Origin of the sequence: uncultured Azohydromonas sp., from assembly GCF_937926365.1 — a bacterium.
Lineage (GTDB): Bacteria > Pseudomonadota > Gammaproteobacteria > Burkholderiales > Burkholderiaceae_C > Azohydromonas.
The window spans coordinates 1-20,330 of sequence record NZ_CALAOH010000207.1 but is presented as its reverse complement, the minus strand read 5'-3'; the positions used below and the strand labels follow the sequence as shown (position 1 = coordinate 20,330).

Sequence of the window (20,330 nt, the reverse complement as noted above, 5' to 3'; positions counted from 1 at the left end):
GGATTCCCGTGTGAAAGTAGGACATCGTCAGGCTAATATCCCAGCAAACGCCCCGGCCAGAATATGGCTGGGGCGTTTTGCTTTTTTGCTGCCTATTTGCCTTCGTAAAGGCGGACGATCGAGGCGGTGTCGCTGAGGCCCTGGCCGCGGGCCACGTACTCGGCATAACGCGCCGCGGCGGCACGCACCAGCGGCAGGTCCAGTTCCAGGCCCTCAGAGAACGCCAGCACCGCATCCAGGTCCTTCAGCAACTGGCGGGCGTAGCCGCGCGGTGGCTCGAAGTCCCGGGCCTGCATCTGCGTATAGACCTTTTGCAGCAGCGCGCTGTCGGCCAGCCCGCCTGCCAGGCATGCGGGCAGCTCGGCGGCGGCGATGCCGGCGCGCTCGGCCAGCGTCAGGGCCTCGGCCATCAGCACGAAGCCGGCGCCGACGATGGCCTGATTGATGACCTTGGCCGTCTGGCCCGCACCTACCGGCCCCATGTGCGTGAAGTTGGCCGCCAGATCGCTCATCACCGGCCGGGCGCGCTCGATCGCCGCGCTCTCGCCCCCGGCCATGATGGTCAGCGTGCCGTTGCGCGCCTGCAGCGGGCCACCCGATACGGGCGCATCGATCCAGTGCATGCCGGCCCTGTCCACCAGCCGCGTGGCGAAGTCGCGTGTGGCCTCGGGCGGGATGGTGGAGTGGTCGACCAGCAGCGTGCCGTGCCTGGCGTGCGCCGCGACGCCCTGGGGCCCGAAGACGCAGGCTTCCACGGCGTGTGCGTCCAGCACGCACAGCAGCACGATGTCACTGGCCCGCGCCACCTCGCCCGGGTCGGCCGCCGCCCTGGCACCGCAGGCCACGGCCGGCGCCAGGCGCTCCGGCTCCAGGTTCCAGGCGGTCACGCTCCAACCCTGGTCAAGCAGGCGCAACGCCATCGGCGTGCCCATGATGCCCAGGCCGATGAACCCCAGCCGAGGCCGATTCCCGCTCATGTCGGAGCGCTGCCCGCTGTCCATCGCGTCAGATGCTGATTTTTGCGTTGCGCACGACTTCGCCCCACTTGTCCTTCTCGGACTTGATGAAGCGCGCGAACTTCTCGATCGAGCCGCCCCCGTCCTCCGCGCCGTTGGCGGCGAGCTTTTCCACGATGTCGGGCATCGCGAGCACCTTGTTGCAGTCCTCGTTCAGGCGCCGCGCCAGGGCGGCCGGCAACTGGGCCGGGCCCACCAGCCCATACCAGGTGCTCGCGTCGAAGCCGGCGAAGCCCGCTTCGGCCATCGTCGGCACGCCGGCGTGGGCCGCGGCGCGCTTGCGCCCCGTCTGGGCAATCGCCACGACCTTGCCGCTGGAGATGTGCGGCGTGGCCGAGGGCATGGTCTCGAAGCTGAACTGCACCTGGCCGCCCAGCAGGTCGGTCATCAGCGGGCCCGAGCCGCGGTAGGGCACGTGCACCGCGTCCACCTTGGCATTGAGCTTGAACATCTCCAGCGCCATGTGCTGCACGGAGCCGTTGCCCGCCGAGGCGAAGCTGATGCGGCCGGGCTGCTGACGGCACTGCTCGACGACGTCGCTCACGGTCCTGGCACCTTGCGACGGACGGCCGATGAGCAGGCACGGCGTGATGCCCACCAGCATGATCGGGGCGAAGTCGCGCTCGACGACGTAGCCGATCTTGGGATAGAGGTGCGGCGCCACCGCATGGTTGCTGAAGTTGGTCATCAGCAGCGTGGTGCCGTCGGCGGGCTGCTTGGCCACGTACTCGGCGGCGATGACGCCCGCCGCGCCGGGACGGTTCTCCACGACCACCGGCACCTTCCACAGCTCACCGAGCCGCTGTGCCATCGCGCGGGCCATCGCGTCGGTGCCGCCGCCGGGCGCGAAGCCGACCACGATGCGGATCGGCCCCGCGGGCAAGGTCTGGGCCTTGATCATCGGCGCGGCAAGCGCGCCGGCGATGCCCGCGGCGAAGGTGCGCCGGTTCATTGCATGCTTCAACGTCTGTCTCCTGAGGGGTTGTCACCGTGCCTGGCGGTGCGTCTTGGAATGTGGCTGGCAGTGTAGGAAGCGGCGTGGAGCCCGGCCAAACGACTTTTTCTTGAACCTTGGCCAAGAATTTCTCGCTTGGGGGCGTTCCCGGGTCCTGCCTAGACTGGCCCGCTTCAACACCACAGGACAGTGCTTCCATGGCTTCCACCGTGCTGGTCGAGATCGACGAAAGCATCGCCACCGTCATCCTCAACAACCCCGGCAAGATGAATGCGGTCAACCTCGACATGTGGCGCGGGTTGACCGACGCGATGAACCGCCTGGCGGCCGACGACGGCGTGCGCTGCATCGTGCTGCGCGGCGCCGGCGACACCGCGTTTTCCGCCGGGGCCGACATCGAGGAGTTCCCTCGCACCCGCTTGAACGCCGAGCAGGCCCGTGCCTATGCGAAGGTCACGCAGGCCGCCATGGAGTCCATTGCCCATTGCCGGCGCCCGACGCTGGCCATGATCCGCGGCGCTTGCGTCGGTGGCGGGCTGGAGATCGCCTCCATGTGCGACATGCGCATCTGCGGCGAGTCCAGCCGCTTCGGTATCCCGGTCAACCGTCTCGGCCTGGTGCTGTCCTACGGCGAGATGAGCGCGCTCGTCGGGCTGGTAGGCCGGCCCACCGCGCTGGAGATCCTGCTCGAAGGCCGCGTCTTCGGTGCCGAGGAAGCCTTGCAGAAACGCCTGGTCAACCGCGTCGTGAAGGATGAAGACCTGGCCGCCGAGGTGCGGTCCGCGGCGCGGCGCATCAGCCAGGGCGCGCCGCTGGTGCAGAGCTGGCACAAGAAGTTCGCCCGCCGGCTCGAACAGCCTTCGCCGCTGACGGCCGAGGAACTCGACGAGGCCTTCGATTGCTTCGACACCGAGGACTTCCGCATCGGCTACCAGGCCTTCTGCCGGAAGACGCGCCCGGTGTTCACCGGCCGCTGAAGTGGGGCTTGCGGGCGGCGCGCGGGTCAACGCGGCCCGTCGCCGGCCTCGTCTCGCGCGACCTCCTCGCGCATCCACTGCATGAACAGCCGGATGCGCGGGTCCTGGCTCCGCTCCTCGGGGTAAAGGATGTAGTACGCGAACTCCACCGGCAGGCTGATGTTGAACGGGCGCACGAGCAGGCCCTGGGCCAGGTCCTTCTCGACCCAGTTGCGCTTGGCCAGCGCGACACCGAGGCCGTCGATGGCGGCATTGATCACCAGATGGCTGGGCCAGAACGAGGGGCCGCGCTTGGCATCCACGCCCTCCACGCCGGCATGGCGCAGCCACATGGCCCAGTCGGGGTTGCTGCCGTCGGAGTAGGTGCTGTCGTCGTGCAGCAGGGTGTGGAACTTCAGGTCGTCCGGCTCGCGCAGCGGATGCTCGCCATGCAGCAGCGCGGGACTGCACACCGGAAAAACCTCCACCGGCAGGCACTTTTCCGCATGCAGCCCTGGATAAACCCCACGGCCGTAGCGCACCTGCAGGTCGAAGTCCTCGCGCTCGAAATCCACCATGTGCGCCAACGTGGACACCTTGAGGTCGATGTCCGGATGGGCCTTCATGAAGCGCTCCATGCGCGGAATCAGCCACTTGGCGGCGAAGGTGGGTGGCACGTTCATCTTGAGCACGGGCTGGTTCTGCGCCTGCAGCTGCTGCGTCGCATGGGCCAGTTGCTTGAAGGCCTGCTGAATCCCGGGCAGGTAGGCGCGCCCGGCGGGCGTCAGCGACAGCGACTTGCCGTCCCTGATGAACAGCGTGACGCCCAGGCTCTCCTCCAGCGTCTTGACCTGGTGGCTGACGGCCGAGGGCGTCACGAACATCTCGTCGGCGGCGCGGGTGAAACTCAAGTGCCGCGCCGCGACTTCGAAAGCCTTCAGCGGGTTCAGGGGCGGGATCGGTCGCACCATAGGATCGAAACGGACGTGAACGGGGAGGGGGGGATGGCGGACGCGGCCAGGAACGGCGGCCCCTGCAGGGCAAATGCCTGCAGGGGCCGCAGGATAACCGTCGGATGCCACCGCCCGCTGCCCGGCGGCGGGTGCCCCGCCGGCGGCCGGGACTTGGTGTGTCCTGCTGCCGCGTGCCGCGGCGTCAGAGCCGGTAGATCCGCACCGCGTTGTCGTGCAGCAGCGCACGCCGCTCGGTGGACGGGCGCGACGCGATCGCGGTCATGAAGCCGTCGAGCAGCGTCCGGTAGCCGGCCACCAGGCTGTCCACGGGGAAGTTGCTGGCGAACATGCAGCGCTCGGCGCCGAAGATGGCGATCGCATCCCGGATCACCGGCACGTTGGCTTCCGGCCGCCACGGCAGGCCGCGCTGGCCGAGCCCCGAGACTTTCAGCGCCACGTTGGGCCACTGCGCCAGCCGGGCCAGGGCCTGCCGCCAGCCGGCCAGGCCGTCGGCGCTGCGGTCGGCCGGCAGGCCGGTGTGGTTGAGGATGATCTGCGTGCCGGGGAAGTCGCGCGCGAGGTCGGCGGCCTGGTCCAGGTCCCACCAGGGCGCCTGCAGGTCGAAGGACAGGCCGTGCCGGGCCAGCAGCGCGTAGCCCCGCCGCCAGCGGTCGTCGTCCATCGAGCCCGGCAGGCCGCGCCGCGCCTCCTGCGGCTGCGCGCTGGTGACCGGCTTGTGGCGAATGCCGCGCACCAGCGCATGCGCGGCCTGCCGCGCCAGCACGTCCTCCACATCGTCGCGGTCCAGCGTGGCGTGCGCCACGCAGGCCGTCGGCCAGCCGGTGGCCGCGGCCAGCGCCGTGAGCCAGCGCGTCTCGGCCACCGGGTCCGCACGCTCCCATTCGGCTTCCATGTGCACCGTCTTCACCGGGGCGCAGCCCTGGGTGTCGCGTGCCAGGTCGGCCGGCAGGTAGTTGCGCTTGAGCGCCGAGTAGTCGCCATAGCGGAACTCCACCGGCTCGTGCTGCAGCCAGGGATGCGGATTGCGCTCCATGTCCCAGAAGTGCTGGTGGGCGTCGACGAAGGGCTTGGCGACGGCCTCTTCGCGCTCCATCACGTCCGGGGCGAGGCGCCAGGCTTTCCGGGGCTTTCGAACCGGTCGAAGGCTCCGCGCGCGCGCAGCGCGGCCAGGCGTTCGCCATCGACGCCGAACTCGCGCAGCACCGCTTCCGTGTGCTGGCCCAGCAAGGGAGCCGGGTGCCGTACCCGTTGCGGCGTGCCGCTGAGCTTGATGGGGAAGCCCAGTGCCTTGACGGCGCCTTCGACCGGGTGCTCGATGTCCATCACCATCTGGCGTGCCTGGGCCTGCTCGCTGGACAGCGCCTCCGCGTAGTCGAAGATCGGGGCCGCCGGCACGCCAGCCGCCAGCAGGGCCTCCACCCATTCGTCGGCGGTGCGGCGGGCGAAGTGCTGCTCCAGCGCCTCGATCAGCGCCTGGCGGTGCTTGAGGCGCAGCACGTTGTCGGCAAAGCGCGGGTCGTGCAGCAGCTCGGCGCAGCCCACCACCTCGCACAGGCTGGTCCACAGCTTCTGGTTGGCCGCGCCGATCACGAAGTGGCGGTCGGATGCGCGCACCGCCTGGTACGGCGCGCTCATGCGGTTGCCGCTGCCGATGGGCACGGGCAGCTGGCCGGTGCCCCAGAACTCGCTGGACTCCCACACCGACAGCGCCAGCGCGGTCTCGAACAGCGACACGTCGATGTACTGCCCTTGTCCGCTGTGCTCGCGCCCAATGACCGCGCTCAGGATGCCGTAGACGGCAAACAGGCCAGCGCCCAGGTCGGCCACCGGCACGCTGGATTTCACCGGCGGCATGCCCGGATGGCCCATCACGCTCATCATGCCGGACATGGCCTGGGCGATCAGGTCCAGGCCGGGGCGCTTGGCCCACGGGCCGGTCTGGCCGAAACCGGAGACGCTGGCATAGACCAGCCGCGGGTTGACCTCCCGCAGCGTTGCATAGTCAATCTTCAGCCGCTGCGCGACGCCCGGGCGGTTGTTCTCCACCAGCACGTCGGCGCCCTTGACCAGCTCGTAGAACGCCTCCAGCCCGGCGGGGTTCTTCAGGTCGATCTCGACGCTGCGCTTGTTGCGGTTGAGCGCGAGGAAGCCGCCGCTGTCCTCGCCCTTGAGGCGAAAGCCCATGGCGCGCCGCGTCTGGTCGCCGGTGCCCGGCGCCTCGACCTTGATCACGTCGGCCCCCATGTCGCCGAGCAGCATGCAGCAGAACGGGCCGGCCATGATCTGGCTCACGTCCAGCACCTTGAGTTTGGAGAGAGGTTGCATCGGGTTCATTGCGGTCGGGATCGTGTTCACTGCTTCAGGCTGACGCGGGTCAGCAGGTCCTTGATGTAGGCGCTCTCGCGGGCCATGCTGGCCTCGAAGGCCGCGCTGTCCAGGTAGGTGTCGGTGCTGAAATGCAGCTGCTCCATGCGTTCGCGCAGGGACGGCTCCTGCATGGTCTTGGCCACGGCTCCCTTGAGCACGTTCACGACCTCGGGGGGTGTGTTCTTCGGCACGGCGATGCCGCGCCAGGTGCCCAGCTGCAGGTCGATGCCGCGCTCCTTCAGCGTGGGCACGCTGTCGAAGCCCTTGACGCGCTCGGCCGCCATCACGCCCAGTGCCTTGAGCTTGCCCGCGGCCACCTGTGCCGCCACTTCCGGCGTGCTGACGGTCACGGCCTCGACATGGCCGCCCAGCAGCGCGAGCACCGCCGGGCCGCCGCCGCCAAAGGGGATGTGGACGAACTCGGTCTTCGTCTTGTCGGCCAGCGCCGCCGCGGCCAGGTGCCACATCGACCCGATGCCCGCATTGCCGATGCGGATGCTGGCGCCGGGCTTGCGCGCCGCTTCCAGGAAGGCTTCGAGCGTGTTGTACGGCGCATCGGCGCGTACCGCCACCACGGCCGGGTCGGCGTTGAGGCGGGCGATCGGCTTGAGCGCATCCCAGGAGAACTTGGCCAGGCCGACCTGGTCGAGGAAGGTGACCTCGACCGTGGTCAGCGCCAGCTTGTAGCCGTCGGGCCGCGCATGGATCACGTCGTTCCAGCCCAGCACGCCCGCGGCACCGGGCTTGTTGAGCACGATGATGTTCTGCGGCAGGTGCTTGACGGCCGCGGCCGAGAAGGCGCGCGCCATGGCGTCGGCGCCGCCGCCGGCGGCGTAGGGCACCACCAGCTCGATGTTGCGGCCGGGGTAGCGGTCCTGGGCGAAGGCGGGGGCGGACAGCAGCGCGCACAGCGCTGCGGCCGCGCCCAGCAGGCGGCGTCGGTAGGGCTTCATGAGGTTGTCTCCAGGTGGTCTTGTGGGTGGGCGCGCGAGCCGGCGCGGCTGGCGGCGGGCCAAGGCGTGGCCGGCGCGGGGAGGGGATAGGTGCCGGGCAGCAGCACGCCCTGATCGACCTGGGCGACGTCGGTGCAGCCGCAAAAGGCCATCGTCAGGTCGAGCTCCTTGTGGATGATCTCCAGCGCCTTGCTCACGCCCTGCTCGCCCAGGGCGGCCAGGCCGTACAGCATCGAGCGGCCGATGTAGGTGCCCTTGGCGCCGAGCGCGATGGCCTTCATCACGTCCTGGCCGGAGCGGATGCCGCCATCCATGTGGACTTCGATCCTGTGGCCCACGGCCTCCACGATGGCGGGCAGCGCGCGGATCGATGACGGCGCACCGTCGAGCTGGCGCCCGCCGTGGTTGGAGACGATCAGCGCGTCGGCGCCGCTGGCGGCGGCCATGCGCGCGTCCTCCACGTCCTGGATGCCCTTGAGGATCAGCTTGCCGGGCCAGCGCCTGCGAATCCAGGCGACGTCCTCCCAGTTCAGCGTCGGGTCGTACTGCTGCGCGGTCCACTCGGCCAGCGAGCTCATGTTCTCGACGCCCTGCACATGGCCCACGATGTTGCGGAAGGTGCGGCGCGACGTGCCGAGCATGCCCAGGCCCCAGCGCGGCTTGCTCGCCATGTTGACCAGGTTGCGCAGCGTGAGCTTGGGCGGCACCGACAGCCCGTTGCGCAGGTCCTTGTGGCGCTGGCCGCTGATCTGCAGGTCCAGCGTCAGCACCAGGGCCGAGCAGCCGACCCCGCGTGCGCGGTCGATCAGCCGCTCGATGAAGGCCCGGTCGCGCAGCACGTAGAGCTGGAACCAGAAGGGATGCCCGTCGGTGCCTTCGGCCACGTCCTCCAGCGAGCAGATGCTGACCGTGGACAGCGTGAACGGGATGCCGAAGCGCTTGGCGGCGCGGGCCGCGAGAATCTCGCCGTCGGCATGCTGCATTCCGGTGAGGCCCGTGGGCGCGATGGCCACGGGCATCGCCACCTCCTGGCCCAGCATGCGCGTGCGCGTGTTGCGCTGCGAGATGTCTACCGCCACGCGCTGGCGCAGCAGGATCGACTGGAAGTCGCGCTCGTTGGCGCGGTAGGTGCCTTCGGTCCAGGAGCCGCCGTCCACGTATTCGTAGAACATGCGGGGCACGCGCTTTCGGGCCAGCGTGCGAAGGTCTTCGATGCAGGTGATGACGGGCATGAGCACTGTCGGTAAGTACTGCAGGCCAGTCTAGGAGGGGGTCTCATCCGGGCAAAACGAAATGTTCTAGGGCGCGCTTCAAGAAAAATTCGGGCACGGCCGCGGCGATTTCGTGCCCTGGCTGGCGCGGCGCGGAGGCCGCTGGGCGCCGGATGAAGCGAACAACCGCCACGCGGCTTGCGCCGGGTCGGTTGCGTAGTCATCTTCACTGGCGGCGCAGCGTGCCGGTTCCACCTTCGCGCTCAACGTGGAGCTGCCTGGATTCCCGTCTTCGCGCACTGTTGTCCGGGGAAAGTTGCGACGTCAGAACGCCTCGCGCGCCGTGGGGCTGGCCGTGGAAAAGACATCGTCATCCCGGCTTTCGCCGGGATGACGACGGGGTGGGCGGCGGCCTGCGTTGTAGCCGGCGATGCGAAGCGGTTTCCAACTTTCCCGGACAGCAGCGCGCCTGCGCGGGAATGGCGCGGCGGTACGCGGGGTGCCTTGGCTTGCGGCCTGACCAACACCTCCTTGAGCACGAGCTTCAATCCACCGTCGCCCCCGACTCCTTCACGATGAGCGCCCCCTGCGGCAGCTCCGCCTTGATCTGCGCGGGTGCCGGTGTTCGACCCGCAAGCCGCGCAGCCCGCCACCGGCGCTGCGGCGACCGTTTTGAACGGCGACCGGTTCTTTGCCCCAAAAGTCACGGAACTTGAAGCGGGTTCCATTTAGTTACAGTGGCTTGATCCGAACTACTGGAACCGGGCTTTGTCGCCCGCGGCGCAGCAAGGCAGGCGGATTCCCGTGGCGTCCCGAGGGGACGGCCATGCCGGACGACGACGTCTGCCTGTGGTGCGCAACCGGATTGGCTGACGTATGAGGGAAGTACATGTCATGACGAAGACCCCAGTCGTGGACACGGTGCCATCGCGGGGCGATGCCGTGCTCGCTGGCCGGGTGGCCTCCAGGCCGCCCGCTGCCCGCGGCGGACAGGCGAGTGGTTGGGGCCTGGAGTCCGGGCCAGCGCTGGCGGACGGTGTGAGCCCGCTGCAGGCGCACCCGCTCACGGCGCTGCAGCAGACCATGCTGCATCACGCCCTGGTCGCGGGCGGCTCGGCGTACCACCAGCAATTGCTTGCGCGCTTCGACGGCGTGCTGGACACCGCCCGGCTGCGCCGGGCCTGGGGCCACGTGGTGGCGCGCCATGACGCGCTGCGCGGGCATTTCGCCTGGGACCGTGTCTCGCAGCCCCTGCACCTGGTGCCGGACCGCGAGCCGCCGAAGCTGGACGTGGTGGTCATCGGCAGCGAGACGATGCCCGACGAGGTGCTGGCGCCGGTGATCGAATCCGAGCTGTCGCGCGACCTGGGACGCCCCTTCCAGCCTCACCGCGAGCGTCCGATGCGGCTGCGCCTGCTGCGCGCCGGCCCGCAGCGCCACTGGCTGCTGTGGAGCTTCCACCACTTGATGCTCGACGGCCGCAGCGTGGCCGTGGTGCTGGAAGAGGTGCTGCAGGCCTACCGCCGCGATGCTGCGCCGATGGCACCCGTGCCCGCGCTGGCGGACTGGCACGGCTGGCGCCTGGCGCGCGACCCGATGGCCGCGCGGCGCCACTGGCAGGCCGCGCTGGCCGGTCTGGATGCCGGTGCCACGCTGGGCGTGGGCACCGGGCAGGGCACCGATGCCATGCCGGAGGCCACGGAGCGCGTCGCGCTCGAAGGCCCGCTGCTGGAGGCGGCCACGGCACTGGCGGAGTCCACCCATGCGACGCTGCACCACCTGCTGCTGGCGGCCTGGGGCGTGGCAGTGGCCTGGTCGCGTGGACGCCGCGACGTGATCTTCGGCACCGAACTGGACGGCCGCGATGCGCCGCTGCCGGGCATCAAGCGCCTGGTGGGAATGCTGATGACCACCGTGCCGGTGCGCGTGTGCTGGCAGCCCGGCGAGGGCTTGCGCACGCTGCTGGCGCGGGTGCGCAACGAGGCGCTGGAGGCCCAGGCGGTGCCGCCGGGCGCACTGTCCGACGCGGTGAGCGTGGAAGGCCTGTGCGCCTCGGACCTGGTGGACCACCTGCTGCTGTTGCCGCAGTGGCCCGGCAGCGAGCTCGCGCAGCCGGTGGACGAGACCGTGATGCTGAGCGCGGTGGACTTCCGCGCCAGCCGGCCCTTCGGCCTGGGCGTGTGGCTGCAGCCCACGGCCCAGGGCTGGGAGCTGTTGCTGCGCTCGCGCAGCGCCAGTTGCGGTCCCGCGCGGCTGGCCGTGCTGGCCTGGCTGCTGCGCACCGTGCTGGTGGAGGGGCTGGCGCAGCCGGACCTGTCGCTGGAACTGCTCACGCCTGCCGTGCCCAATGCCGCGGCGCCCGAGTTGGCGCCGCGCCGGGCCGTTCCGGCCCCGGCGCCTGCCGTGCGGCCGGTGGTGGACGCCGACGTGCTGGCGCGCATGGAGGCGGTGTGGGCGCAGGTGCTGGGGCGCCCGGTGCGGGCCCAGGACAACTTTTTCCACTGCGGCGGCGACAGCCCGCTGGCGATGCGCCTGGTGGGCGCGGTCAACCAGGAGTTCGCGGCCTCGCTGCGCCTGAGCGACCTCTACGCCGCGCGCACACCGGCGGCGCTGGCGGCCCGGGTGGAGGGCGGCGAGGAGCACTTGGCGCGCAGCCCGCGCGCCGATGGCGACGTGCCGCTGTCGGCGGCGCAGCGCGCGCTGTGGCGCCGCGAGCGCCTGCAGCTGGGCCAGACGGCCGAATCCGTGGTCGATGCCTTCCGGGTGGAGGGCGCGCTGGACATGGCGGCCCTGGAGCGGGCCTGGCAGGCCGTGGCCCTGCGCCACGAGGCGCTGCGCACGGTGATCGTGGACGGCCCGCAGGGCCCGCGCCAGCGGGTGCTGGCCGTGGTGCCGTGCGTGCTGGAACGCCATGCCGTGCAGGGCACGGACGAGGCCGATGCGCTGGCGCGCGCGGCGCTGCAGGCGGAGGCGATCGCGCAACGGTCCTTCGACCTGATGCGGGGACCGTTGTGGCGGCTGGCCTGCATCAAGGCGGTGCCCGCGCCAGCGGAGCGTTATCTGCTGGTGGTGGCGGCCCATCCCATCGTCGGCGATGCCTGGTCCGCCAGCCTCGTGGCCGCGGACCTGGAGGCGGCCTACCGTGCCACGCGCCGCTCGCCGCAGGAGGCCGATGCCGCCGCGTGCGCGCTGGCCCCGGCGTCGGCATTGCGCTTCAGGGACTTCGCGCTGTGGCAGCAGGCGCAGATCGCGCGTGGCGGCTTCGAGGCGCACCGTGATTACTGGCTGCAGCGGCTGGAGGGCGTGAAGCCGCTGCAGCTGCGCACCGACCACCCGCGCCGCGCCCAGGCGTGGCGCACGGCCGACCGCGTGGCGTTACCCGCGGGCAGCGGCGGGCCGGCGCCGCAGGCCCGGCTGGCGGTGGCGCTGGCGGCGGTGGCGGTGCTGCTGCAGCGCCACAGCGGCCAGGACGACCTGGTCATCGGCGTGCCCATGCCGGCGCGCGAGCGTCACGGCCTGGCCGGACAGGTGGGCCCGCATCGCAACCTGGTGCCGCTGCGCCTGCGGGTGGAGCCCGGCATGCGTTGCCGCGCGCTGCTGGAGCAGGCGGCGCAGGCCGTGGCCGAGGCGCTGGCGCATGCAGACTATCCCTTCGCGCAGATGGTGGAGGACGCGAGGCTGCAGGCCGCGCCGGGCCGCCATCCGGTCTTCGACGTGCTGCTGGCCGTGTACGACGCGCCGCTGCCGCTGCTCCAACTGGACGGCACGCGCGTCTCCCGCCTGGCGCTGCCCATGCCCGTGGCCAGTCTGGACCTGCACGTCGAGCTTTGTGCCTCGGCGCCGGGCGCCGCGGCGGCGCTGGACGGCTTCATCGACTACGACGCCGGGCTGTTCGAGGCCGCCAGCGCGGCGCGGATGGCGCAGCAACTGCGCGATCTGCTCGACGCCTTCGTGGCGGGGACGGAGGGCCGCGTGGAGGAGTTGCCGGGAATGGAGAACTGAGAGGCGCGCCGGCGGCCATGCTCAAACCGCGGCGCCTGCGTTGCTACCAAGAGATGACCACGCAACGATGGTGTCATCCTGCCCTAGACACTGGACCATGGAATTGCGCTGGTGCATTCCACCGGTTGTTCCGCCAATGGCTCTTATGTGAAATTGGTTGCGTACTCTACGGTCCAGGGCGCGCAAGTACACAGGCAAGTACGTCAGCCCGGAACCGGCCCACTGCTGACAAAGATGGACGGCAGGTGTGCCAGCGTGGAGCAGGAGAAACACCGATGCACCCGCGCCGCCGGCGTGGGCCCTGGGTGAGGCCGTGTCTGGCGGTGGTGGGGTCAGCGCAGGGAAAGCGGCGTCGGGGAAGGCGCCGCGCGGCCGACGCGGGCTGCGGCAGCCCGGGCCGCCATCAGCGCCGGGCCGCTCAGTGCGTGTCGCAGCGGCGGTACTGCGCCAGCGGCATGCCGGCGGTATAGCGCTCGCGAAGGGCGAAAATCTCGTGGCGCGCCTGGGCCAGTGTTACTTCGCCACGGGCGGCACGGCGTTCGAGATCCGCCATCGCTTTTTCGTATTCGGGGTGCGAGCCGCTGCAGCAGTCGGTGGAGGTCTGTAGGGTATCCATCGTGTCGTCAGCAGAGTGTTGAAGGGCAGCCCAAGAGGGCTTTGATGCAGCTGGAGCACCCACCGCAGTGGCGAAGCGCCATGGCGTCGCCTCAAAGCAATTCACGTTCCAAGCAGCTGCCTGCATCCTAGGCGGCATAGTCGCCGCCGTCGCGGCGGTTTTTCCCTGACTTGACGTTAGATAACTGCAGAAGATTTCACGTTCAGCCTCCGCCGGTGCTTGCCGGTGCCGTGCTCATGCCCACTCTGAAAAAACTCTCCCCCAAGCTCAAGACCTCCGTGTATGCCCTGTCCCAATTGCGCACGGTGCTGGAACACCTGGAATCGCAGCTTGACCAAGCTCGCGGCATGGTCTTTTCCTGCGACGCCGTACCGAAGAAAGCGCTGGCACCGGTGGGCCAGCACCTGGACGCCGCGCTGTCCGAACTGCGCCGCCAAGTGAGCGAGCGCGGCGAGGAGGCACAGGCGCTGGCCTTGGCGCATTTCTCCAAGCTGGGCATCGAGCCGGGTGCGAGTATCGTGCTGCGCTACCCGCTGTACGGCTCACGGCTGGACGCGGCTTTCGACGAGGAGCGGCTGCCGCGGCGCATCGAGCAGGCGACGCTGAAGGTGGAGGGATTCACCGTCGAGCACGTGCGCGGGCGTACCGAAGTCGTACTGGGCGTGAGCGGCCGGGTGCTGGTCAACGGCAAGCCGGCCGGCGAGCGTGCGAGCTTCTGCCTGCACCCGGGCTGCGGTTTTGAGATCCTCAAGCCGGCGCCGGCACGGCCGGGCACGGAAGCGGCCACTGCCCTCGTTCCCGCGGACGCTTGAGCCGCGTCATCGGGCGGCGTGACGGCGGGAGGCCCCTGGCATCGCGCCGGGTATCCTGCGCCCCTTTGGAGATTCCCAGGGGAAGGAGCGTCGTGATGAGCAAGGGTGGAGCGTTGACCAAGGCAAAGGCCGCGAAGTTCTGGGCCGTGGTCCAGGGCCATGTGAAGAGCCTGCAGGCCACGGCGCAGGCGCTGTCGGACCCGGCCACGCGTGACGCCGCGACCCAGCAGCTCTACGACCTGGCGCCCGTGCTGGGCAAGGCGGCGCAGCAGTTCCACAAGGAGCTGGGCGTGGAGTTCAACCCGATCTCGCCGCCCGAAGGCAGCCAGCTGGAAATCCTCGTCACCTGCGACGGCAATCGTTCGGGGGCGGACGCGGTGCGCGAGCTGGTGGCCGCGGCGCCGGCGCTGCCGGCGGGGCTGAACGTGCGGGCGTTCCGGCCGCCGATGCCGCCGGAAGTGATTCAAGCCTCGGAAGTCGAGGTGGCCGGCAAGTCGGTGAAGCTGTCCGACATCCGCTACGTGGCGGCGCCGAGCGCGCAGCACGCCGAGTGCCATGACATCCAGTGCTTCGTGCCCTGGCAGGCGGTGACGCCGCAGGATCGCGGCAGTCCGGGTTCGGTGATCGCGATGCTGGCACTGGGCCACGGCATCGGCGAGGAGCGGCTGCTGGAGAAGGTGGGCGAGGTGCGTATCGAGCTGACCTTCAAGCCCGCCGAGCAGGGGGTGCCGAGCTGGGAGCTGATCCCGGTGCTGGACCAGGCCGTGGCGGCCTGAGCCCGAAAAGGAGCGGCCGCCTCAGCCGCGGTGGCGGTAGCTGCGCACCAGCGGCCGGCCGTCGCGGCCCCGGGCACGGCCTTCGCGCGGCTGCCAGCCCAGCTCGCCCAGCAGCTCGAAGACCTTGACGGCTTCGACCAGCCGCGTGGTCTCGACCACGTCCATCAGCGCGCCCTGCTCGTCCTCGATGCCGATGCGGATGGCTTGCGCCGTCGGGTCCGCGGGAGCGCGCCGGATCTGGAGATCGCCCAGGCGGCGGCGCAACTCCATGCAGGCCGGGGACGCAGGGGCCACGGGAATGGACTCGGGAAGACGATGCATTGGCTGGGTGCGGTAGTGAAGCAGGCCTCGTCCAATGCAATACCGATGCCCAGGAGCTGCGGGAAATCCCGTGGTGACGGGCAAATCCGCCTCGGAAAGCTTCAGGTGCCCCGAAGCAAGGGGGTGCCGAACCAGCTCCACAGGCCTGTCAGCAGCCGCACCCAGGTCTCGGCCAGTGTCTGGAACACGTCCCAGGGCGAGAACAGGGACGGCACGGTGCGCCCGGCCTGCTGCGTTTTCGCCAAGGGCCTGGGTGTCCAGGCACTGTGCTGTTGCTCCAGCAGCACCAGGGCCAGCCGTTTTTCCATCGATGCACTCCTTCAGTCGGCTTGTGCGCCCCGCGCCGGGGCGGCTCAACTCCGCCAGGGTAGCGCGATCGCCTGGCCGTCCGGCAACCGGGTCTCCACTGGCGTGGCAGCGAAGACAGCCAGCAATTCCAGCGGCTCGCTGCCTGTGTTGAAGAGCTGGTGCGTGCCGCCGCGCGGCAGCGCCACGCTGCTGTCCGGGCCGAAGGCGAACACCTGGCCATCGGCATGGGCCTCGCCGTGGCCGGAGAGGCAGAACACCAGTTCGTCACAGTCGTGGCTGTGCGGCGGCGTGGCCGCGCCCGGAGCCAGCGACTGGCGCCAGGCGCTGAGCTGGTTGAGCCCATCGTCGCGGCCGGCCCAGGTGGCGTGCGCGATGCCGGGCAGAGCGGTGGGAACGGGGTGCGGTTGGGCGAGGACGGTCATGGCGGTCTCCTGCGCAAGGGGGCTGGCGGTGGACGGGTCCCCGCGGCGCCTCGGACACAAGGCAGTGTCCTCGTGTGAATGGCATGGTGGAAGCCTCGGCACTGGCAAGACACTGAGGACGTCTGTTCCTCAATGGGGAGGCGCTCCATGCACGGACTGCACCAGTACGTCGCCTTTGCCGAAACCGCCCGCCACGGCAGCTTCGCGTCCGCGGCGCGGGCGCTGGGCACGGTGCCTTCGACGCTGGCCAAGGCGGTGGCGCGGCTGGAGGCCGAACTGGGCGTGCGGTTGTTCCACCGCACCACGCGGCAGGTGACGCTCACGCCCGACGGCGAGCGCCTGTACGCGCACTGCCAACGGCTGCTGGCCGAGATGGAGGAACTGCGCGCCGAGGCTGCCGGCACGCGCCTGGAGCCCTCGGGCACGCTGCGCGTGAACCTGCCGATCTGCTACGGCAAGCAGGTGGTGCTGCCAGTGCTGGCACGGCTGGTGCAGCGGCATCCGGCGCTGCGCCTGGACGTGCGGCTGCAGGACGGCCTGGTGGACTTGGTGCAGGAAGGCATCGACCTGGCGGTGCGCGTGGGCCGGCTGGAGGACTCCTCGCTGGTGGCTCGGCGCATCGACCAGCAGGCGCTGGTGCTGTGCGCCAGCCCCGCCTACCTGGATGCCCACGGCACGCCGGGCGACGTGGCGGCGCTGTCCATGCACACCGCCATTGCCTTTCGCATGCCCAGCAGCGGGCGGCTCCGGCCCTGGCAGTTCCGCGATGGCGAGCGCGTGGTGGAAATGGCGCCGCCCCAGGTCGTTGCACGCACCAACGATGGCGAAGGCATGGTGGAAGCGGCGCGGCTGGGACTGGGCTTGTGCCAGGTGCCGGATTACATGGCCGCCGCGGCGCTGGCCCGGGGCGAACTGGTCGAACTGCTGCCCCACTGCCGGCCCGAGCCGCTGCCCATCAGCGCGGTGGTTCCGGGCGGCCGGCTGTTGCCGGCGCGGGTGCGTGCGGCGCTGGACGCCCTGGCGGCGCTGCGGAGCGATCCGGCCGGCAGCAGTGGCCGTGCCGACTGAAGGCCGCCACCCCATCGAACGCCTGTTCCTCAACCTAAATACAACATACAAGAAACCTGAATTCTACAACATCACTCCGAGAAGCACTTCCCTATGCCACTCTCGCCTTGGCCATGCCCTGCCCGAGCGTCCCGTGACAGGGCATTGAAGAGAGCCAAAGAGCGAGACAGGAACGGGGCTTCGAGCACGCGCCTTCTCTCGGAAAAGCCCCTTGGCGCTGAAGAAGTTGCGTGTATGTTGTCGTGACTTGGCGATAGCGTCCTGAGGGCTGGAGACATCATCCTCAGCCACCCCACAAGGTGGTCCACAGCTGCAGGGGATTTGCATGCCCGGCAGATCCACGCGGGCGGGCGACAAGAAAAAAGCCCCGAGCGGGGCTTTCAGGACTGGGCGCGGTGGCCGGTTCAGCGCAGCCGCAGCAGCCGCGCCGCGTTGTCCTTGAAGATCAGCGGCTTGACCTCCGGCTTGAAGCCGGCCTCGTCGAAATCCTTCATCCAGCGCTCGGGGCTGATGAGCGGGTAGTCGCTGCCGAAGAGCATGCGGTCCTTGAGCAGCGAGTTGGCGTACTGCACCAGCTGGGGCGGGAAGTACTTGGGGCTCCAGCCCGAGAGGTCGATCCAGATGTTGGGCTTGTGCAGCGCCAGGGACAGCGCCTCGTCCTGCCAGGGCCAGCTCGGGTGTGCGATGACGATCTCGATATCGGGCCAGTCGATGGCCACCTCCTCCAGCAGCATCGGGTTGGAGTTGGCGACCTTGAGCCCGCCGCCGCAGCGCATGCCGCTGCCGATGCCCGAATGCCCGCTGTGGAAGATGGCCGGCAGCTTGTACTCGGCGATCACGTCGTAGATGGGCCAGGCCATGCGGTCGTACGGGAGGAAGTCCTGCACCGTCGGGTGGAACTTGAAGCCCTTGACGCCCTCCTCCTCGATCAGGCGCCGCGCCTCGCGCGCGCCCATCTTCCCTTTGTGCGGGTCGATGCTGGCGAAACAAATCATCATGTCCGCGTTCTCGCGCGCGGCCTGTGCAATCTCCTCGTTGGGGATGCGCCGGCGGCCCAGCTTGGCCTCGGCGTCCACCGTGAACATCACCAGCCCGATGTTGCGCTCACGGTAGTAGGCGACGGTCTCGGCGATGGTGGGGCGCTTGCCGTTCTTGAAGTACTTGTCCGCGGCACGGTCGTACTCCTCGCCGTAGTTGTCGAAGGGGTTCCAGCACGACACCTCGGCGTGGGTGTGGATGTCGATGGCAATGAGCTTGTCGAGGTCCATGGCGTGTCCTGTTCATGGGCAAGGCGGGCCGCCAGCCGTTTCCGACCACATCTTATTAACTTTATTAACCGTATGAGAGCGGGATTCCCCTGATAAATCAGTGTCACCAAAGTGATCAATCAGTACCAAACACCGGTACACAAGTGTGCCTCACTGAGCTCATATCATTAATCTAATTAAATATTTTGCAAACACCTCCCTCCGCTGGACCGGCTTCCCGGGGCAAGGCGCCGCGTGTCCGACACTGGGTACGGCTGCACGGCGAAGCCGCTGGACGCATGCACTAATGCACGTTTCCACACCTATGCATGCCATGCGCGCCCGCTACGATCCAAACCGCTTTATGACAAAAACAGCAAAAAATCTGTCATGTGGGGAAAGAAAAGGAGGAGGCGTGAAGGTGAACTTGAAGTTGCTGGCGCAGTCGCTCGGGCTGTCGCAAACCACGGTGTCACGGGCCCTGTCGGGCTATTCAGACGTGAGCCCGGCAACACGCCAGCGCGTGCGTGAGGCGGCCCAGGCCCTGGGCTACCAGCCCGATCCCACGGCGCGGCGGCTGGCCACCGGGCGCGCCGAAGCCGTGGGCCTGGTCGAACCCCTGGGCACGGGCACGCTGGGCGACCCGCGCTTCGTCGACATCCTGGGCGGCCTGGCGGACGGGCTGGCCCAAGCCCACATGGAACTGCTCATCGCCGCGACGCGGCGGCACACCGAGCTCGACGTCTACCGCCGCCTCACCAGCGCGCGCAGCGTGGACGCGCTGGTCGTGGCCGACGCCCGGCCGCAGGACGAGCGCATCCGCTTCCTGCAAGAGCGCGGCTTTCCCTTCGTGGCCTGCGGACGCAGCCCCGACGCCGCGCCCCATGCCTGGTTCGACGTGGACCACGAGGCCGGCGCCCGGATCGCCACCGAGCGGCTGCTGGAGCTCGGACACCGGCGCATCGCGCTGATCCGGGCCTGCGACAGCAGCCGCGTCGCCGCGCTACACCTTGAAGGCCACCTGGACGCCCTGCGCGCCGCCGGCCTGGTTCCCGATCCGGCCCTGCAACTCGAGTCCTCCGCGGACGCGGCCGGCGGCCGGGAGACCGTGCGCCGGCTGCTGGCGGCGTCACAGCCGCCCACGGCGCTGCTGGTGGACAACGCGCCCGCTGCCGCCGGCGCGCTGCGCGAGCTCGTGGACCGCGGCTGGCAGCCCGGCCAGGGCCCGTCGCTGATCGTCTGCGACGACGTGTCCGAGGCACTGGCGCTGCCCTATCCCGTCACGGCCGTGGTGCCGCCCGGTGCTGCGGAAAGCGGCGCCATCCTGGCGCGCCTGGTGCTGGAGTTGCTGGCCGGCCTGCCGGCGCAACGCCTGCAGCACCTGGCCCAACCGGTGCTCGTGCCCGGTGCGACCGACGCGCCACTGCGGCAACCGGCGACGGCCGAAAGCTGCTGAACCAGAACGGAGTTCCGGCCCCGAGGCGGCGTGGACCTCAGCCCACCGCCGCTGCCGCCTCCTCCATCGCCTGCGACGCCGGGGCGTAGAGCAGCCGCACCGCGTCCGCACTGCCCGGGCGATCCAGCAGCGACAAGCGAAGCAGCCGCGTGGCGGCACCCGCACCGCCCTGCCCCGTGCCCTGGCCAGGGGACGTCGGCGCCTGCGCCTGCAAGGCCAGCACGGCATCGGCTGACGCGCCCAGGAGCGGCACCAGGCGCTCGATGTCCCCCCCTCCGCCCTGGGCCGAGGGCCGCTGCCAGGGCATCAAGGCGATCACGGCGGCGCCCGCGCCGCGCGCCAGGTGTTTACAGGCCGCCGCCTGCGCCACCACCCGGTGCGCGGCATCCGGATGGGCATCGACGGCGGCCAGGCCGGAGCAAACCAGGTGCAGCGGATCGATCACCACCAGCGGCGTGCGTCCGGGGGCGTTGGCCCGGGCTTGTACGACCCACGCCGCCACCTCGGACAGCGTGGTGACCGGCGCGGCCTCCCAGATCTCCAGATGGCGGCCGAGTTGCGCGAGATAGGCCTCCAGGCCCGCGGCCACGCGCCCAGCCTCGTCCGCGGACAGCGCCCCGGCCTCGATACGCCAAGCCTCCAGCCCCAGCCGCCGCGCCAGGGCGGCCGACACGAATTGCTCGCGCGCCAGCGTGTAGCCCACGTACAGGGCTGGATGCCCGTGGGCCGCCGCCCGCTCCAGCGCCAGGGCCGCCAGCGTCGCCGCACCGGCTTCGGCCGGCGCCAGCAGCAGGTGCAGCCGGCCGGCCCGCCAGCCGCCGCGCAGCAGGCGCGTCAGCACCTCGAAGGGCGCGGGCACGGCCGGGGCC

19 protein-coding genes are annotated in these 20,330 nt (G+C 70.1%); 6 read left to right on the top strand and 13 right to left on the bottom strand.

Features of this window, described 5'->3' with window-relative positions; genetic code table 11:
• Positions 1 to 92: 92 nt before the first annotated feature.
• Positions 93 to 977, bottom strand: a complete 885-nt coding sequence (locus Q0741_RS22250) for an NAD(P)-dependent oxidoreductase (RefSeq protein ID WP_298235380.1) — start codon at positions 975 to 977, stop codon at positions 93 to 95.
• Between the two features lie 28 nt (positions 978 to 1,005).
• On the bottom strand, positions 1,006 to 1,968 hold the full coding sequence (locus Q0741_RS22245; RefSeq protein ID WP_298235379.1) for a tripartite tricarboxylate transporter substrate binding protein: 963 nt from the start codon (positions 1,966 to 1,968) through the stop codon (positions 1,006 to 1,008).
• A gap of 200 nt (positions 1,969 to 2,168) precedes the next feature.
• Here Q0741_RS22245 and Q0741_RS22240 point away from each other — a divergent pair, with 200 nt between their 5' ends.
• Entirely contained in the window at positions 2,169 to 2,948 is a 780-nt protein-coding gene (locus Q0741_RS22240; protein WP_298235378.1) for an enoyl-CoA hydratase-related protein, read from the top strand.
• A gap of 26 nt (positions 2,949 to 2,974) precedes the next feature.
• Here Q0741_RS22240 and Q0741_RS22235 read toward each other — a convergent pair whose 3' ends face one another.
• The 5 genes from Q0741_RS22235 to Q0741_RS22215 form a co-directional block, all read right to left on the bottom strand.
• The gene (locus Q0741_RS22235) at positions 2,975 to 3,898 is read right to left on the bottom strand and encodes a transcriptional regulator GcvA (protein WP_298235377.1); all 924 of its coding nucleotides are present in this window, start codon (positions 3,896 to 3,898) and stop codon (positions 2,975 to 2,977) included.
• Positions 3,899 to 4,082: 184 nt separating this feature from the next.
• Complete coding sequence (locus Q0741_RS22230) at positions 4,083 to 4,994, bottom strand: amidohydrolase (protein WP_298235376.1); 912 nt, start codon at positions 4,992 to 4,994, stop codon at positions 4,083 to 4,085.
• Positions 4,994 to 6,235 (bottom strand): CoA transferase, encoded by a 1,242-nt coding sequence (locus Q0741_RS22225; protein WP_298235375.1) that lies wholly within the window; start codon positions 6,233 to 6,235, stop codon positions 4,994 to 4,996. The genes Q0741_RS22230 and Q0741_RS22225 overlap by 1 nt, the downstream gene beginning before the upstream one ends.
• A gap of 17 nt (positions 6,236 to 6,252) precedes the next feature.
• A complete protein-coding gene (locus Q0741_RS22220) occupies positions 6,253 to 7,221 on the bottom strand; it encodes a tripartite tricarboxylate transporter substrate binding protein (RefSeq protein WP_298235374.1) in 969 nt (322 codons plus the stop codon).
• Complete coding sequence (locus Q0741_RS22215) at positions 7,218 to 8,453, bottom strand: alpha-hydroxy acid oxidase (RefSeq protein WP_298235373.1); 1,236 nt, start codon at positions 8,451 to 8,453, stop codon at positions 7,218 to 7,220. The genes Q0741_RS22220 and Q0741_RS22215 overlap by 4 nt, the downstream gene beginning before the upstream one ends.
• Positions 8,454 to 9,326: 873 nt before the next feature.
• Here Q0741_RS22215 and Q0741_RS22210 point away from each other — a divergent pair.
• Entirely contained in the window at positions 9,327 to 12,434 is a 3,108-nt protein-coding gene (locus Q0741_RS22210; RefSeq protein ID WP_298235372.1) for a condensation domain-containing protein, read from the top strand.
• 418 nt (positions 12,435 to 12,852) lie between these two features.
• On the opposite strand, the gene Q0741_RS22205 is transcribed toward Q0741_RS22210, so the two are convergent.
• Entirely contained in the window at positions 12,853 to 13,050 is a 198-nt protein-coding gene (locus Q0741_RS22205) for a hypothetical protein (protein ID WP_298235371.1), read from the bottom strand.
• 236 nt (positions 13,051 to 13,286) lie between these two features.
• On the opposite strand from Q0741_RS22205, the gene Q0741_RS22200 reads away from it, so the two are divergent.
• Both Q0741_RS22200 and Q0741_RS22195 read left to right on the top strand, forming a co-directional pair.
• Positions 13,287 to 13,862 (top strand): hypothetical protein, encoded by a 576-nt coding sequence (locus Q0741_RS22200; protein WP_298235370.1) that lies wholly within the window; start codon positions 13,287 to 13,289, stop codon positions 13,860 to 13,862.
• A gap of 95 nt (positions 13,863 to 13,957) precedes the next feature.
• On the top strand, positions 13,958 to 14,638 hold the full coding sequence (locus Q0741_RS22195) for a hypothetical protein (RefSeq protein WP_298235369.1): 681 nt from the start codon (positions 13,958 to 13,960) through the stop codon (positions 14,636 to 14,638).
• Positions 14,639 to 14,659: 21 nt separating this feature from the next.
• Here the strand turns inward: Q0741_RS22195 and Q0741_RS22190 are convergent, their stop codons facing one another.
• The 3 genes from Q0741_RS22190 to Q0741_RS22180 form a co-directional block, all read right to left on the bottom strand.
• Complete coding sequence (locus Q0741_RS22190; protein ID WP_298235368.1) at positions 14,660 to 14,959, bottom strand: hypothetical protein; 300 nt, start codon at positions 14,957 to 14,959, stop codon at positions 14,660 to 14,662.
• Between the two features lie 101 nt (positions 14,960 to 15,060).
• Positions 15,061 to 15,267: a hypothetical protein gene (locus Q0741_RS22185; RefSeq protein ID WP_298235367.1), complete on the bottom strand. Its 207-nt coding sequence runs from the start codon at positions 15,265 to 15,267 to the stop codon at positions 15,061 to 15,063.
• 45 nt (positions 15,268 to 15,312) lie between these two features.
• A complete protein-coding gene (locus Q0741_RS22180; RefSeq protein ID WP_298235366.1) occupies positions 15,313 to 15,690 on the bottom strand; it encodes a cupin domain-containing protein in 378 nt (125 codons plus the stop codon).
• A 147-nt stretch (positions 15,691 to 15,837) separates the two neighbouring features.
• Here Q0741_RS22180 and Q0741_RS22175 point away from each other — a divergent pair, with 147 nt between their 5' ends.
• On the top strand, positions 15,838 to 16,758 hold the full coding sequence (locus Q0741_RS22175) for a LysR family transcriptional regulator (protein ID WP_298235365.1): 921 nt from the start codon (positions 15,838 to 15,840) through the stop codon (positions 16,756 to 16,758).
• 404 nt (positions 16,759 to 17,162) lie between these two features.
• Here Q0741_RS22175 and Q0741_RS22170 read toward each other — a convergent pair whose 3' ends face one another.
• Entirely contained in the window at positions 17,163 to 18,026 is an 864-nt protein-coding gene (locus tag Q0741_RS22170) for an amidohydrolase family protein (RefSeq protein WP_298235364.1), read from the bottom strand.
• Between the two features lie 394 nt (positions 18,027 to 18,420).
• Here Q0741_RS22170 and Q0741_RS22165 point away from each other — a divergent pair, with 394 nt between their 5' ends.
• Positions 18,421 to 19,461, top strand: coding sequence for a LacI family DNA-binding transcriptional regulator (locus Q0741_RS22165; RefSeq protein ID WP_298235363.1), 1,041 nt, complete (start codon positions 18,421 to 18,423; stop codon positions 19,459 to 19,461).
• Positions 19,462 to 19,498: 37 nt separating this feature from the next.
• On the opposite strand, the gene Q0741_RS22160 is transcribed toward Q0741_RS22165, so the two are convergent.
• On the bottom strand, positions 19,499 to 20,330 hold an 832-nt coding region (locus Q0741_RS22160), incomplete at its 5' end, for a DnaB-like helicase C-terminal domain-containing protein (protein WP_298235362.1).

Coding starts and splice junctions, on each gene's coding strand:
- Q0741_RS22250 (WP_298235380.1), bottom strand. CDS start 977: ATGAGCGGGAATCGGCCTCGGCTGGGGTTCATCGGCCTGGGCATCATG.
- Q0741_RS22245 (WP_298235379.1), bottom strand. CDS start 1,968: ATGAACCGGCGCACCTTCGCCGCGGGCATCGCCGGCGCGCTTGCCGCG.
- Q0741_RS22240 (WP_298235378.1), top strand. CDS start 2,169: ATGGCTTCCACCGTGCTGGTCGAGATCGACGAAAGCATCGCCACCGTC.
- Q0741_RS22235 (WP_298235377.1), bottom strand. CDS start 3,898: ATGGTGCGACCGATCCCGCCCCTGAACCCGCTGAAGGCTTTCGAAGTC.
- Q0741_RS22230 (WP_298235376.1), bottom strand. CDS start 4,994: ATGGAGCGCGAAGAGGCCGTCGCCAAGCCCTTCGTCGACGCCCACCAG.
- Q0741_RS22225 (WP_298235375.1), bottom strand. CDS start 6,235: ATGAACCCGATGCAACCTCTCTCCAAACTCAAGGTGCTGGACGTGAGC.
- Q0741_RS22220 (WP_298235374.1), bottom strand. CDS start 7,221: ATGAAGCCCTACCGACGCCGCCTGCTGGGCGCGGCCGCAGCGCTGTGC.
- Q0741_RS22215 (WP_298235373.1), bottom strand. CDS start 8,453: ATGCCCGTCATCACCTGCATCGAAGACCTTCGCACGCTGGCCCGAAAG.
- Q0741_RS22210 (WP_298235372.1), top strand. CDS start 9,327: ATGACGAAGACCCCAGTCGTGGACACGGTGCCATCGCGGGGCGATGCC.
- Q0741_RS22205 (WP_298235371.1), bottom strand. CDS start 13,050: ATGGATACCCTACAGACCTCCACCGACTGCTGCAGCGGCTCGCACCCC.
- Q0741_RS22200 (WP_298235370.1), top strand. CDS start 13,287: ATGCCCACTCTGAAAAAACTCTCCCCCAAGCTCAAGACCTCCGTGTAT.
- Q0741_RS22195 (WP_298235369.1), top strand. CDS start 13,958: ATGAGCAAGGGTGGAGCGTTGACCAAGGCAAAGGCCGCGAAGTTCTGG.
- Q0741_RS22190 (WP_298235368.1), bottom strand. CDS start 14,959: ATGCATCGTCTTCCCGAGTCCATTCCCGTGGCCCCTGCGTCCCCGGCC.
- Q0741_RS22185 (WP_298235367.1), bottom strand. CDS start 15,267: ATGGAAAAACGGCTGGCCCTGGTGCTGCTGGAGCAACAGCACAGTGCC.
- Q0741_RS22180 (WP_298235366.1), bottom strand. CDS start 15,690: ATGACCGTCCTCGCCCAACCGCACCCCGTTCCCACCGCTCTGCCCGGC.
- Q0741_RS22175 (WP_298235365.1), top strand. CDS start 15,838: ATGCACGGACTGCACCAGTACGTCGCCTTTGCCGAAACCGCCCGCCAC.
- Q0741_RS22170 (WP_298235364.1), bottom strand. CDS start 18,026: ATGGACCTCGACAAGCTCATTGCCATCGACATCCACACCCACGCCGAG.